The sequence below is a fragment of the Bacillus sp. S10(2024) genome (genome assembly GCF_050473865.1).
Lineage (GTDB): Bacteria > Bacillota > Bacilli > Bacillales > Bacillaceae_G > Bacillus_A.
This window is the reverse complement of record NZ_JBFLUR010000002.1, coordinates 3719966-3735572: the sequence shown is the minus strand read 5'-3', so window position 1 is coordinate 3735572 and position 15607 is coordinate 3719966. Positions and strand designations below refer to the sequence as shown.

Here is a 15607-nt window from a genome sequence, read left to right as displayed (position 1 = left end):
TCGACAAAATTTGTAAATATATGCATCGGAATTACAAAATTTCCGAGGAAATGATAAAAAAAGAAAAAACCGAGCCAAAATGCTCAGTTTTTTAGTCTAGTTTTTTCTTTTTGTAGACGAAGAGAAACAGAATAAACGTAATCAAAATCCAAACGGAGATATTTATTATATATTCACTCAATGCAGGAAAGCCTTTTCCCTCTAATGCACCTGTAATTGCGTTAAAAATATGATTTGTCGGGATATGATAGAGAATTTTTTTTGCGATTTCATTCTTCACAAAGAGATGCAATAAAGGCCCTGCAAAAAAAATCATCATAATCGGTGTGCCAAGCACAGAAACCTGCACTAGGTTTTTAGCTAAAAGACCAATCATTGTCCCTATTATAATAAATAGCAGTACTCCCAATAAAATAATGATCATTAATAAAAAGACATTTCCCTTTAACGTATCTAACAAAAATAAACTTATTATACTTAAAAAGAACGATAAAACCATAATTGGTAAAGACTTCCCTAAAATGACTTCTATAGGAGACGCTGGTGATAGCATCATAACGCGAAGAGTGTGTTTTTCTTTTTCTTCTGCAATTAGAGTCGCTTGTGTAATTGTTGTCACCATACTCAATACCATAATAACTACAATTCCCCCTAGAAGCTCTTTCCCGCCCCCCATTTGTTGATAAAATAACGCTAAGCCAAGTGGTAAAATCGCCATTAATAATACTTGGGCATTCGTTTTTAAATCTTGCATCTCTTTCCGTAAAATTGCCGAAAACCGCTTCATAGAAAATGTCATCATAATCCCCTCCCAGTTACTTCAATAAAGATATCCCCGAGCGTCGGCTCATAAGAATGAATCGATAGTAATTCACCTTTTTTCATCCATTCCGAAATACGTTTTGCTCCTAATTCATCTTTTTGCACTGTTTCTTTTTTCTTATCTTTTAACACAACTTCAATTTTATCTTTCGCATATTGCAGTCGTAGGTTTTCTGGTGTATCAAGTGCAACAATTTCCCCACCGCACAAGAACGCAATGCGGTCGCAAAGTGTTTCTGCTTCATCCATATTGTGCGTCGTTAAGAAGATTGTCGTTCCTTCTTTATTTAAATCTCTTAAGATGTTATGAATGTTTTGAACATTCACTGGATCAAGCGCTGATGTTGGTTCATCTAAGAAGAGAATATCTGGTTTGTGAAGAATTGCTCTTGCTAATGTCACCCGTTGTTTCATCCCTTTTGAAAGCTTTTTCACCTGTGTTTTTTTATCGTCTAATAAGTTTACCTCTGCTAACACTTCATCAATTCGTTCTTTTTTACAGTCGTATAAGTCACAAAATAATAGTAAGTTATCATAAATGCTAAGTCTTTCATATAGACCGCTGTTATCTGTTAAAATACCAATTCGTTTATAATCAATGCTTCCTGACCCTGTAATATCTTGTCCTAGCACTTTTACCGTTCCTACACTATGAAGTAACTGAGCGGTTAAAATTTTTACAGTTGTTGTTTTTCCAGATCCACTCGGACCAAGAAACCCGAAGATTTCTCCTTGTTTTACTTCAATACTTACATTGCGAAGCGCTGTTTTGCTGTCGAATGTTTTCATTACGTCTTTCATTTCAACTGCCAACGTCATTTCGTCATCCCCTTTGCTTTTCTTTTATAGTTGAAGTCTGCTTCAGCGACTTGCTAGTTGCCTCCGCTTGTTTGTTTACGCTTTTCTTGAGTCAATCATATGAAAAATAAAGAGGCTTGGCAGTAAAATACCGGTAAAAGGAGTATTTTTACCGGTGAATGGAGCGTAATATGAGTTCAGTGAAACAGTATATGGGTGGTTGGAGCAATAATCGGATTGAATGAAGCACCAACTTACAGTCCAATTACATCTTTCAATTCATCCATTCTTCCTTTTGACAGCGGAATTGATGTTTTTCGTTCATCATCAAGGATTAAACTGTAGCTGTTTCGCGTCCATGTAATCACTTCTCGTACACGTTGTAAATTCACAAGGTAAGAGCGATGACATCTGAAGAATCCGAATCCTTTTAGACGTTCTTCTAATTCACTTAACGTAAGTACACAAATAAAATCACCTTCATGCACATGAATATGTGTAGTACCATTTTGCGTTTCAATAAATTGAATTTCCATCGGATCCAATAAAATGATTTTATCGTTTACTTTTGCCGGGATACGTTCTAATTTCATTTGCGGAATCATATTGATCACTTTTTCGTCTTCTACTTCTACTTGTTCTTCTTGTTCAATTTCCACCTTTTTCACGCCATCTGGATGTAACACATACACATCCTCTGTTAAAGATAATGCGTCTGAAAGAAAGGCAGAAGTAATGAAAATTGCTTTTCCTTGTTCTTTTAATTTCATAATTGCCTTCCGAATAATAATCGTACTCTCTATATCTACGTTTTGTTCCGGTTCTTCAAATATAACGAGATCGGGGTTATGAATCATGACACGTCCAATATGAAGACGACGTTTCTCTGAAAATGACAACTTTCCTATTTGGACATTTTTCTTATCAAGTAAACCAACATGCTGAAAGACCTCTTCTATATTCATACTAGATTCATACAATCCGGATAAAAAGGTGAAATATTCCTTCACTCTCAAACGATCATATGCCTCATCTTTTAAAAAACAAAAACCAATACGTGCATACACTTGTTTTTGAATAGGCTTTCCTGCAAATAACACACTTCCTGTCGATGCCTCTTCCTCTCCAATGATAATACGGTGTAAAACTTTAGCTGTATGATTATTACATTGCAGCACAACGCATTGTCCTTTTTCGATTTTGAGCTGAATCGTTGGCAATTGATTTGTCTTTCCCAATTGTTTTAGCTCAAGTAGCGCCATATTTTTTCCCCCATGTTATTTTTTCTTCTCATTATAACAAACAACAACTGGAAAATTATGATAATTATACGAAAAACAAGCCAACGACTTGATTCACTGGCTTGTTCATACAATCTCTATTCTGCTTTATAAGCTACTTTTACTTTTGTGCTTTCTTTCATTCCTGTACGCGTTACAGAAACATAAGCATAACCTGCTTGTGTTCCCAACTGTTTCACCTCTGCCGTAACAGTAGTTCCCGTTGCTTGCGGAGAAGTGACTAAGAGCTTACTGTTTGCATCATACACGCGCACTGTATCACCCTTAACAACTCCACTTACTACTATGTGATCTGCTTTCCCTTTATTATTTGTAATTTTCACTTGGCTTACTTGTAATGAGTTTGATACTTCCCCCTCAAACTTATACGCCGTTCGTGTACTTTCATTCATACCAGGCTTTGTAACAGTCACGTATGTCGCTCCTGCTTTCTCACCTAACTGCTGCACACTCACTACCGCTTGTGTGCCTTTTGTAACTGTTGCTGTTCCTAATAATTTTCCGCCTGTCGCGTTGTCATATACTTTTACAACGTCATTTACTTGTAAACCACTTACTGTGATAACATCAGCTTTCCCTTTGTTGTTAACAACGTTCACTTGGTTTGCTTGTAGTGCATTTGTTGGTTCACCTGCAAATTTATATGCTGTTCGTGCACTTTCTAATAAACCAGATTCTGTTAACGCTACATATACACTACCTGCTTTTTCTCCAATTTGATTCACATTTATAACTGCTTGTGTTCCACTTGTTACTGTTGCTGTGCCCAATACTTTTCCGCCTGTTGCTTGATCATATACCTTTACAACACTGCCTTGTTTCACATTACTTACTGTAATAACATCAGCTTTCCCTTTATTATTTACAACTTTCAGCTGACCTGCTTGCAGTGCATTTGTCGGTTCACCTGCGAAACTACTAGCCGTACGCATACCTTCTCCCATTCCTGGTTGTGTTAAAGAAACATACACTTTACCAGCTTTCGGTCCAAGTTGCTTTACGTTCATACTCACCTGTGTTCCTTTTGTTACTTTAGCCGAGCCTAACAATTTACCACCCGTTGCTTGATCGTACACCTTTACAACATCGTTTACTTTCACACCATTTACTGTAACAACATCGTCTTTCCCTTTATAGTTATTCACTTGTATTTGTTTTTCTGTTAATTGTGGGGAACGATCTAAAACGCTAAATTGATACGGATTCTCCACCACACCCTTCCCATTAAATACTGTAATGTAATATTTCCCTTTTGTTAACGTGTATGTACGTTCTTCACTTCCAACTCCATTTTTTCCATATTCAGTCGAGAAGTTACTCATATACTTTTGTTTGGCATCATAAAGCGTTACGTCCCAAGAACTTTCTTTAGATCTTTCCATTTTTATACGGATTACTTTTGTTGCATCAACTGAAAATGAATAATAATCAGTATCGATACCATTTATCGACGCTCCTCTATAATTTTTATTTAATTCAATAGAATTAGCTTGCGCAAAGCTGTCATTGAATTCTTTTTCAAAATAGTTACTCGCTTGAAATTTCACTTGGAATTCATACGGAATATTCATTGCTTTTTGATTATCCATTATCTCTACATAATATGTTCCCTTCGGTAAACCAATTTGTTTTTCTTCATTGCCAGTAGCATTTGCACCATTTCCTGTTGTGAAATGTTTGTAAGAGTTCCCCTTGCTATCTGTAATATACAAATACCAACTCGCTGTTTTATTGCGTTTCATTGAAAATGTTACATTTCCATCAGACGGAAGCGTAAATGTATAATAATCATGATCCCAAGATTCTTTTAATGCCCCTTTATATACTGTATTTAATTGAATTTTATTTGCCGTTTGCCGTGTATTATTGGGTTCTTTTTCATATCCATTTTGAGCACTACCTGCAGAGTCACGATTCATAGCAATAGAAGTTGCATTTTTCATATCTGCAAAAACAGGTGCTTCGATAAAAAAATTCATAAAAATAAAAATAAATACTGTTAAAAAAGCTATTTTATTACGCCATTTTACCATTTTCTTTCTTTCTCCCCTTTTTTTATATGTTATACCAATTTCAGAATATTACAATTTACATATTTTTTCAATTATAATTACCATATTTTATAATAAACATATACATATCACTTATCTGCACTTCGACAACATCAGATACTCACTCCACATAAAAAAGCATAGCGCCGCCGCGCTATGCTTTCACTCGTTCATTTTATCTTTCTACTTCACCATATAACTCTTCAACTGATCGCGAAGTGCTCGCTTCAAAAACTTCCCGACAGATGTTTTCGGAATTTCTTCGACAAATAAAATATCATCCGGCATCCAGAATTTTGGAAATTGATTTTCTAATAAATCATATAGCTCTTCTTGATTGACCATTTCTCCTTCTTTTAGAACGACACATGCGACAGGACGCTCTTGCCATTTTTCATGCGGAACAGCAACGACAGATGCTTCTAATACTTTTTCGTGTGTCATTAAAGCATTTTCTAAATCGACGGAGGAAATCCATTCGCCCCCACTTTTAATCAAGTCTTTCGTGCGATCAGCAATTTTAATAAAACCTTCCGGGTCCACTGTTACGATATCTCCTGTGTGTAGCCAGCCGTCTTTCATCGATTCTTCAGTACGTTCATCATGATAATAACTGCCGGCAATCCATGGCCCGCGGAGGCAAAGCTCCCCCATTTCTTCACCGTCCCATTTTATTTCACCCTCTTGACCGATGACTTTCATTTCAAGACCTGGGAGTAAATAACCTTGGCGGGAGCGTAATTCATAATACTCTTCTTTCGGTAAATCACGTTGATACGACTTCGGACAATTAATGACAACGGCCGGACTTGTTTCTGTCATGCCGTAGATTTGTCTGAACGCAATTTCATATTTTTCTTCATAGGTACGAACCATACCCTTTGGTGCTGCTGATCCGCCTGACCATATCGTACGGACACTGCTAATATCATACGGATATTTTTCAAGCTCTTGCAGTAAGCCAATCCAAATAGTTGGAACACCGGCAGTAATCGTTACTTTCTCACGTTCAATTAGCTCTGCTAAAATTCCCGGGGTAAAGTGCGGTCCTGGTAAGACGAGCTTTGTACCAAACCATGTACTTGCGAATGGGAGCCCCCACGCATTGACATGAAACATTGGAACAACAGGCATACAAGTGTCCGATTCTGATATGTCCCCTCCGTCTACAAGTCCAAGCGTATAACTATGGAGTGCAATACTACGGTGCGTATACACAACACCCTTTGGTTTTCCTGTCGTTGCGGAAGTATAGCACATACCGGCAGGTGCTTTCTCATCTAAATCTGTTATAAATTGAAATGTTTCATCGCCTTCTTCAAGGAGTTTATCATAGTGATATGCTGGTGATAGCGTTGTATGAGGTAGTGCATCGTCATCTGTCATAATGATAAATGCTTTCACATGAGGAATTTCGTGTTGAATACTTTCTAATACAGGAACCATATCTTCATCTACCAAAATAACTTTATCTTCGGCGTGATTAATAATGTAGGAAATGTGCTCTGAGGAAAGTCGTAAATTAATCGTATGTAATACCGATCCGATTCCTGGAATTGCAAAATACGCTTCTAAATGGCGATGGTGATTCCAGGCGAGTGTCCCTACTTTATCTCCTGTCCTAATCCCCATTTTCGTTAATACACTTGCAAGCTTTCTTGTCCTCTTTGCAATTTCTCCGTATGTTAATGTTTGAATTCGTGATGCCGTACGCGAGACAACTTCCTTTTTGGAAAAGTACTTCTCTGCCCGTTCCATCATTGCCGGAATGAGAAGTGGTACATCCATCATCATCTTCCATACCCCCTATCATCATTGTATATCTAAAGATACAACTGTATTATAACACGACAAACCTAGGCAAAAACTAACAACCGTTCTTTCCTTTTCTACAAAGTCTGACAGAGGGTTACATCATACAAAATGATGTATTCATACCTTTACCACTGTTTATCGGCAGTTCGACACACCTTAAAGATCCTTCGACAAAACGAGATACTCTAACATAAAATAAGCATAGCGCCGCCGCGCTATGCTTTCACTTCTTCGCTGTCAATTTTCCCTCATATTGATTCAGTGCCGAAATGGCTACACCTTTATAATAATGGGCAACAATATCTGTATATGCCTTCCCTTCCTTAGCCATTCCGTTTGCACCGTATTGGCTCATTCCGACGCCGTGACCATAGCCTTTCGTTGTGATGACAATTTGATCACCTTGCTGCTTCCACGTAAAGTCAGAGGAACGTAAGCCTAATTTGTCCCTTACATCTCTCCCTGTTAATGTCTTTCCTTGAAAGTCAACTTCCTTAACGCGCTTTCCTTCTGTGCGTTCTTTAATGTTGCCAACATTTCCGTTTGCCAACACTTTTATGCCAAGACGCTTTTGAAAGTCAGCAACAGTAAAGGTTTGTTCACTCGTAAATTTCGGTGCTTGTTGATCCCAAGGACTATTTACACTTTTTAAGTACGGATAATCACTGCCCCAATAATCTGCGGCATTTTCTGTATAGCCATTGCTTGTCGAGAAAAATGATGCTGTAATCGGACTGCCGTCATACGTTAAAACTTGTCCGGCTGTCTTTGCTACCGCTTCTTCAATTCGCTTCATTTTGCCTTCGTACTCTTTGCCCCATTGTTCTTTTAGCTCCGCTTTACTTTTGTACACTTGATTTTCTACCGTATCTGTTACGTCCGCTTTATTTTGAAGCTTTTGTCCGCTTAACATACGCTTCACAACGAATGTACGCGCTGTTAATGCCTGTGCTTTTAATGCTTCCATTTCAAAGTTTGCTGGCATTTCTGCCGCAACAACACCGGCAACATAGTCTTCAATTGAAACTGTTTCGGTCTTTTTTTGCTGACTGCGATACACAGATACTTGCACATCAGTTTTTGTAGGAGAGGGAGCTGGTATGTCTTGTGCGGACTTAAGAGCAGAAGGTAAATGACCCTTCCCTTCTTTCACTTTCCCAAATGGAAAAACAAGCAAGCTTGGTACGATAATCACTAACGCTATTAACAGCGTTATGATGACAATAATGGGCTTTGTCGTTTTCATGATCTTCCTCCACTATGAAATTAGACTCATTTCATTCTTATGGAGTAAGACAAGCATTTAGAACACGTTCTTTTTCATCTGTTTTTTGTTTTAATTTTTAGAATTTTAAATGAAACAGGCATAAATATTATGTTTCTTGACTATAACAATAAGAGTACACAAAAAAGTAGCTTCCATGCCTTTGCATAGAAGCTACCTTTATTAAGCGTGAAGATCAGATACTTGCTGTTCTACTACTTCTTTCACTTGTTCAGTTACACGTTCAATATCTGCACCTAATGCAGCTAACTTGCCGTGGAAGTTTACATATCCGCGGTCAAGATGTTTTAATTCTGTTACACGCGTATGGCCTTCAGATACTAAACCGGCTAGGATTAATGCTGCTGCAGCGCGTAAATCTGTTGCTGCTACTTCAGCACCTTGCAGGTTACCTGGTCCATTCATAATTACAGAACGACCCTCGATTTTAATATCTGCATTCATACGACGGAACTCTTCCACATGCATGAAACGGTTTTCGAATACTGTTTCTGTAATCATGCTTGTGCCGTTTGCTTTCAGTAATAATGCCATCATTTGTGATTGCATGTCTGTTGGGAATCCTGGGTGTGGCATCGTTTTAATATCAGCCGCCTTTAACTTCTCAGGACCGATAATGCGGATACCTTCGTTTTCCTCAATAATTGTAACGCCCATTTCTTCCATTTTTGCTGTAATAGAGCGTAAATGTTCTGGTACAGCATTTTCAATTAACACGTTTCCGCCTGTAATTGCTGCTGCAACCATAAATGTTCCTGCTTCAACACGATCAGGAATAATGGAATGGTTTGCACCATATAATTTATCGACACCTTCGATACGAATTGTGCCAGTTCCAGCACCACGTACTTTTGCTCCCATTGCATTTAAGAAGTTCGCTAAGTCTACGATTTCTGGTTCTTTTGCTACGTTTTCAATAACTGTTGTTCCCTCTGCTAATACAGCGGCAGACATGATATTTTCTGTTGCCCCTACGCTTGGGAAATCTAAGTAAATTTTCGCACCTGTTAACTTACCGTCTACATGCGCCTCAACAAATCCATTACCAACTTTTACTTTTGCTCCCATTGCCTCAAAGCCTTTTAAATGTTGGTCAATTGGACGTGAACCAATTGCACATCCACCAGGAAGCGCAATACGTGCACGGCCATTACGTGCTAAAAGCGGCCCCATTACAAGAACGGACGCGCGCATCTTACGTACATATTCAAATGGTGCTTCGATGTTTAGTTCTTTTGATGCGTCAATTGTTACTTCATTGTTTGCAAAAGATACTTCTGCATTCAAATGACGCAAAACCTCATTAATTGTGTATACATCTGATAATTCTGGTACTTCAGATAGTACATTCTTTCCATCACTCGCTAATAGGGCTGCAGCGATTATAGGTAATACAGCGTTTTTTGCGCCCTCTACGCGCACTGTGCCGTTCAACCGCTTTCCGCCACGGACGATGATCTTTTCCAAGTTATTCCCCTCCGTGTCCTTTTTTCACATCTATTCAATACTCAGAAGTTATGATCGGTGTGCCAACCACAATTGTATTCTTGTTGTTCGTAGAACGTATTGCTATTTGCACATTGATTTTCTCTTTATTTGTTGAAAGAGCGTCATTCCACTTTTTATTATATGCGGAGACTGACACAAATGCTCTTTCTTCTATTTTTTCAATCGTTGTTGCTGAAAGATCTTTCAAAACTTCATTTGCTCTATCTTGCAAAACACCTTCAATCTTATCACTGAGCACACCTTGAATACAAGTATAAATTTTTGGTTTTGTATCAAAAATTTTAATCGTCTTATCTGTATATTTTGGATCCCATTTTGTTCCGCTCAATTCATATATAATGAAAGTGTTTTCTTTAGTATTTTCCATTGTCCACGTAACTACTAGTCTTTCTTCATAAGAAGAAAACTTTTTTTGCGCGGTTGCTTTATAGCCATCTTTAGATTGCTCAATTTCCCATTCTGTTACATTTGCACGTTCCTTCACTTGACTCAATAACTTTTCAAACGTATGTATATCGGAAATTGTCTTTGTTTCCCTTGCTAACCAAGACCAACGCTGAACATCAGCACCGTTCTTTTTTAAAGCAGTAATCATACTTTCCATTTTTCCCTGATCGCTCACAGGTTTCATTTCTCGATATCCAACTAAAAATATAACTACACTCAGGACAATCAACATCATGGCTTGCATTTTTTTCACGTTCATCCCCTCCTAGTCCCCATTGTTGACGGAGAAGGATGGTTCTATACGTTGTACTTTTTTACTTTACAAGGTACGTTAAACTCTTTGAATAGCCTAAGTAATCAAGGAAAAAGTTACTTACAGATGTACCGATGGCAATCGTTACAAGAATAAGAAGCACCCTCGTTTGCATAACTTTCCCTGGCTTCATTAATCGTTCTAGATGAAGACCTTGCAGCGCCCACCACGTGATAGTAATAAACAGTAAATGCGACACAATTGCAATGAGTGCTTGTTGCCCTAAAATTTGTGCCATAACCAATCAACCCTCCTGCTCAAACGGGAAGCTGCCCGTATGAACCAGACTTTCTTACTACTCATGTAGTAAACGAAAATTTACCAAAATAAAAAGTGCAGAGTTTAGGCTCTACACTTTCAGTTTGTACTATTGTACCATGTTCCCAAGAAAGAAGAAATCCTTCATCAATGGAAAATAATTATAAAAGAAATTGTAACCGCTTGCTGGTAATATACCAAGTACAACTGTTGCAATCGCGCAAATACTTACAACGACTTTCAAGTTAACCGGAAGAACAATGCGCTCTTCACTTTCTGCCCGTCGAAAAAACATTTGCTGTAAAATGCGAAAATAGTAAACGAATGAGATAACCGTTGTTCCCATCATAATCGAGGCTAGTACGTAATGAGTTGGCTGGACGATAAAGGCCCCTAAAAAGATGTTAATCTTCCCGATAAATCCAGCTGTCCCAGGAATACCAGCTAGTGACAAAATAAAAATCGTCATCATAGTCGCAAGAAATGGTGATCGTTTATACAAACCAGCAAAAGCGGAAATATTTCCCTGCCCTGTTTGTAAGATTATCCCGTGGATAATTGCAAATGCTCCGATATTCATCAGTACATAAGCAAACATATAAAACCACATACTATCCATAAGAAATGGCGACATGGCAACAAGTGGTACGAGTAAATAACCAGCATGCGCCACTCCCGAATACGCAAACATTCGCTTTATACTGCTCTGCTTTAAAGCAACGCTATTTCCAACAATCATCGTTATCCCAGCAAGAACAGCGATATAGATGCTCATATTTCTAAATAGTGATGTTGTCTCATTTTGCACAGGAATAGCTGCGAAAATGATTAAGAAAATGCGCACAATCATTACAAACCCAGCAATTTTCGATACAGTTGCTAAGAATGCCGTAACAGGCGTTGCTGCTCCTTCATACACATCAGGTGCCCACATATGAAATGGGACAGTTGCAATTTTAAAAGACAACCCGACAAAAAGCAGGATAAACGCAAGCGACAGTAAAAGTTGTATATCACCGCTCACACCTTGCACGAACAAACGCTGCATATCTAAAATATTTGTTGAGCCTGTCAATCCGTACAAATAGCTCATTCCAAACAACGTAATTGCCGTAGAAATACCACCGTTTATGACATACTTCATTGCCGCTTCATTCGAATATTTATGCTCCTTACGAATGCCGACTAAAATGTACGAAGACAATGACAATAACTCAAGACCAATAAACAGTGTAATAAAATCACTACTAGATGCCATAAACATCGCGCCAAGAAGCGCCGTTAAAAATAAGTAATAATATTCTCCTCGATCTTCAATCGGCTGCTTATCATCATCGCTCATCGCAAGAAGTAATACAAGAATGCCACCGAGCGATAAGAGTGTTTTAAATGCTTTTGAAAATCCATCTAATATAAAAGATCCGTCTAATATCTCTCCGGCTGGTGCACCGTACAATGTAACGAGCGCCACAAGTGCAAGTATGACCGTCCCAATTGCCCCGTATGCTAAATTTCGGCGCTGAAACGTTTGTTTCGCAAACAGATCTAGAAGTGATAGAAGAATAGCCCCGCCAAGCAGGATGAATTCCGGCGTCATGAAATGCCATGATAAGCCTAGTAATGTTTTCATATCCATTCTACCTACCTCCTAACGATTGTAATGTGTCACGAAGCGGTTCACCCAGCACATCCGGCAAAATACCGATGATTAGAATACAAACAAGCAAGGTTATCACTGGAATATACTCCAATCCGTGTAGATCACTCTTCGCCTCGCATTCGCTTTTTCCAAATATAACTTGCATAGCTGCCCGGAGTACGTACACGGCTGTTAAAATAATTCCAATCGCCCCAATTGCCGCTAATACCCTGTGCTCTTGAAACAAGCCAAGAAATGCGAGAAATTCACTCACAAAGCCAGACATTCCAGGAAGTCCAAGCGAAGCCATACTTCCCGCTAACAAGAATCCACTAAGCACCGGTACTCGCTTCGCTAAGCCGCCAAGCTTTGTAATGTCAGAAGTATGAAAGCGCTGCTCGATTATACCAAGCAAGAAAAATAACAACGCCGCAATTAAACCGTGGGAAACGACTTGAAACAATGCCCCCTTCATTCCCGCCGCGTTCAGCGCAGATAGACCGATTAGTACAATTCCCATATGCGAAATACTGGAATATGCGAGCACCTTCCGGAAATCTGTTTGAACAAGCGCTAAGAGTGCTCCGTACAACAAGTTGATAACGCCTAAAACGCCTAAAACAACCGCGAACGTTTCAAACTGCTCTGGGAAAAGTCCCATTCCAAAGCGAACAATCCCGTATGCTCCAATCTTTAAGAGAACACCTGCATGCAGCATGACTACCGCCGGGTGCGCCTCTACGTGGACATTTACCATCCAGCGATGCAGCGGAAAGACTGGAAGTTTAATCATGAACGCAATCATAATTGCTATAAATAAACCAAGCTGCAAGGAGTTAGACAGTTCACCAACGGTTGTCATTTCTTTTCCTGCTAAAACAGCTTGCAGCTCTGCAATATTTGTTGTACCTGCTCTTGCGAATAAAATGGAAAAGGCAATGAGTAAAATCGCTGAACCGATGCCGTTATAAATTAAATAGCTGTACGCCGCTTTTTCACTGCTAAATTTGCCCCATTTCCCAACAAGTAAAAACATAGCTGGCAATGTAATTTCAAAGAACACGAAGAACAGTAGCAAGTTTTCCGCTGCGAAGACGCCAAGCATGCCGACTTCAAGCATAAGCAAGAGCATGTAAAAACCTTTTACGTGCTTTGTAACGGAAAAGGCCGTAATAGCTGCCAAAGTCGCCAATAATGCCGTCAGAAACATCATGACGAGCGAGAAGCCATCAATGCCGAGTTCGTAATAAATGGTAAACAATTCTTTCTCTACACTTGGAAATTTTCCAAATTGAATCCACTTTACCTTTTCTGCAAACATCGTTAAACTTTTTCCCGATGCATATGTACTTACGATAAAGAGCGCGGAGCCAAGCGGAAGTAATGTTCCAAGCAAACCAACCATCCTCGCCGCTCTTTCCTCTTTCTTCGGTACAAATGCCAGCAGGATGATACAAAGAAGCGGGGAGAAAATGAAGAAAGATAATAGAAAGGAACTCATTGTCCATACCCCCCTGTCAATAACAGAATCATTACGAGCGCGGCTAAGCAAACCGCTGTAACCGTGCCGTACATTTGCACTTGTCCGTTTTGGAGTTTCGAGCCAATCGTACTTACACCTTTTACGCTGCCGCTAATAAGCTGCATGATCCCTTCGACAATATACGTTTCAAAGAAATATAGAACATATGCAATTCCTTTCACGAGCGGAAGCACCGTTACACTATACAATTCATCAATATAATATTTCTCCTTGAGCAAGCTATACATGGCCGTATTCTTCCCGCCAAGCCAATCACGGGAAATGGTACGTTTTCCATATATCAAATACGCTAAACCAATCCCAGCCAATGAAACGATCGTTGCCACAATCATAATCCAGGCGGGGCCATGAACCTCTCTCACTTGAATCGCCGCGTCCTCTGTAAGCCAATCCCCAAGAAACGTTCCGAACCAAGGTGTATTCACATAACCAGCCACGATTGCTAGAATGCCAAGAACCATCATTGGCACTGTCATTACCTTTGGAGACTCATGCACATGTTTCTGCTCCCCGCGCGCCTCTCCCATGAAGACAAGGAAGTACAAGCGGAACATATAGAAAGCAGTGAAGAAAGCTGCGACTACCGCTAGGACGAATAAACCGTAATTGCCGCGCTCCCACGTCGCCGCTAAAATTTCATCCTTACTAAAGAAACCAGAAAATAATGGAACACCGCTAATCGCAACCGTTCCAATTAAAAACAATAAGCCGGTCACTTTCATCTTCTTAAACAGGCCGCCCATTTCTTCTATGTTTTGCGTATGCAGGGCATGAATGACGCTGCCGGCCGCTAAGAACAATAAAGCCTTGAAGAAAGCATGCGTCGTTAAATGAAACACACCCGCCACGTACCCAGCAGAACCGAGCGCGAGCATCATATAACCAAGCTGACTTACCGTGGAGTAGGCTAATACACGCTTAATGTCCGTTTGCACGATACCAATAGATGCTGCAAAAATTGCCGTAATACCGCCAATAACCGCAACAGTCTGCATCGCTGCTTCGCTCGCTGCGAAAAGCGGGAACATAGTAGCAACTAAATATACCCCAGCAGCAACCATCGTTGCCGCGTGGATCAGCGCTGATACCGGTGTCGGACCTTCCATCGCATCTGGAAGCCACGTATGGAGCGGAAACTGACCTGACTTCCCCATTGCGCCGACGAAGATTAAAATCGCCGTCAATGTAATCATCGTTCCAGAAATTTCTCCAGCTTGTACGGCCTGAAAAATGACATCGTAATCAAAGCTGCCAACTTGCCAGAATAATAGAATCATCCCGATAAACAAGCCGATATCACCGATCCGCGTCATAATAAACGCTTTTTTCGCAGCAGCCTTTGCTGCTTCTTTAAAGAAATAGAAACCAATCAATAAGAAGGAACCGAGTCCTACTAACTCCCAGAATATATAAAGTTGTAATAAGTTAGTCGAGATGACAAGCCCCAGCATCGCAAATGTAAACAACCCTAAGTATGCATAAAAGATATGGAGTCTTTCATCGCCGTGCATATATCCCTTCGAATACATATGAACGAGCAAACTTACAAGTGAGACAATAAAGAGCATTAATACGTTTAATGCATTTACTTCGAAGCCAAAAGAAATGTTTATATCCCCAATTTGAAGCCAAGTCCATTGCTGCTTTACCGTTTCTGATGATAGCCGTTCTATTAATACAACTACCGCACCCGCAAATGAAAGAAAAGTAAGCAAGATACCAACCCAGCTACTTCCTTCTTTTAGCTTCTTGCCAAATATCACGAGTAAAACGAAAGACACAAGCGGGAAAAGCGGTATTAGCCATGCATAATCCATCATGAATTT

At 39.6% G+C, this 15607-nt stretch carries 12 protein-coding genes; all 12 read right to left on the bottom strand.

What is annotated here, in order from left to right:
- Positions 1–91 precede the first annotated feature (91 nt).
- Entirely contained in the window at positions 92–799 is a 708-nt protein-coding gene (locus AB1280_RS19015) for an ABC transporter permease (RefSeq protein ID WP_429757367.1), read from the bottom strand.
- Positions 799–1641, bottom strand: a complete 843-nt coding sequence (locus tag AB1280_RS19010; RefSeq protein ID WP_429756654.1) for an ATP-binding cassette domain-containing protein — start codon at positions 1639–1641, stop codon at positions 799–801. The genes AB1280_RS19015 and AB1280_RS19010 overlap by 1 nt, the downstream gene beginning before the upstream one ends.
- Before the next feature lie 233 nt (positions 1642–1874).
- Positions 1875–2882, bottom strand: coding sequence for a LytTR family transcriptional regulator DNA-binding domain-containing protein (locus AB1280_RS19005; protein ID WP_429756652.1), 1008 nt, complete (start codon positions 2880–2882; stop codon positions 1875–1877).
- A gap of 116 nt (positions 2883–2998) precedes the next feature.
- On the bottom strand, positions 2999–4954 hold the full coding sequence (locus tag AB1280_RS19000) for a pre-peptidase C-terminal domain-containing protein (RefSeq protein ID WP_429756651.1): 1956 nt from the start codon (positions 4952–4954) through the stop codon (positions 2999–3001).
- A gap of 201 nt (positions 4955–5155) precedes the next feature.
- Positions 5156–6766: a long-chain fatty acid--CoA ligase gene (locus AB1280_RS18995; protein WP_429756650.1), complete on the bottom strand. Its 1611-nt coding sequence runs from the start codon at positions 6764–6766 to the stop codon at positions 5156–5158.
- A gap of 244 nt (positions 6767–7010) precedes the next feature.
- Positions 7011–8033, bottom strand: coding sequence for a stage II sporulation protein D (spoIID, locus tag AB1280_RS18990; protein ID WP_429756649.1), 1023 nt, complete (start codon positions 8031–8033; stop codon positions 7011–7013).
- A 201-nt stretch (positions 8034–8234) separates the two neighbouring features.
- Positions 8235–9539 carry a UDP-N-acetylglucosamine 1-carboxyvinyltransferase gene (gene murA, locus AB1280_RS18985; protein WP_272189857.1) on the bottom strand — a complete coding sequence of 435 codons (1305 nt, stop codon included), beginning with the start codon at positions 9537–9539 and terminating at the stop codon, positions 8235–8237.
- A 34-nt stretch (positions 9540–9573) separates the two neighbouring features.
- Positions 9574–10272: a YwmB family TATA-box binding protein gene (locus AB1280_RS18980; protein WP_429757366.1), complete on the bottom strand. Its 699-nt coding sequence runs from the start codon at positions 10270–10272 to the stop codon at positions 9574–9576.
- Positions 10273–10342: 70 nt separating this feature from the next.
- Positions 10343–10579, bottom strand: a complete 237-nt coding sequence (locus tag AB1280_RS18975) for a DUF1146 family protein (RefSeq protein WP_020061457.1) — start codon at positions 10577–10579, stop codon at positions 10343–10345.
- 129 nt (positions 10580–10708) lie between these two features.
- The gene (gene nuoN, locus AB1280_RS18970; RefSeq protein WP_429757365.1) at positions 10709–12229 is read right to left on the bottom strand and encodes an NADH-quinone oxidoreductase subunit NuoN; all 1521 of its coding nucleotides are present in this window, start codon (positions 12227–12229) and stop codon (positions 10709–10711) included.
- A gap of 7 nt (positions 12230–12236) precedes the next feature.
- On the bottom strand, positions 12237–13739 hold the full coding sequence (locus tag AB1280_RS18965) for an NADH-quinone oxidoreductase subunit M (protein ID WP_272189858.1): 1503 nt from the start codon (positions 13737–13739) through the stop codon (positions 12237–12239).
- Entirely contained in the window at positions 13736–15601 is a 1866-nt protein-coding gene (nuoL, locus tag AB1280_RS18960; protein WP_429756648.1) for an NADH-quinone oxidoreductase subunit L, read from the bottom strand. Before nuoL ends, AB1280_RS18965 begins: the two co-directional genes overlap by 4 nt.
- Between the last annotated feature and the right edge of the window lie 6 nt (positions 15602–15607).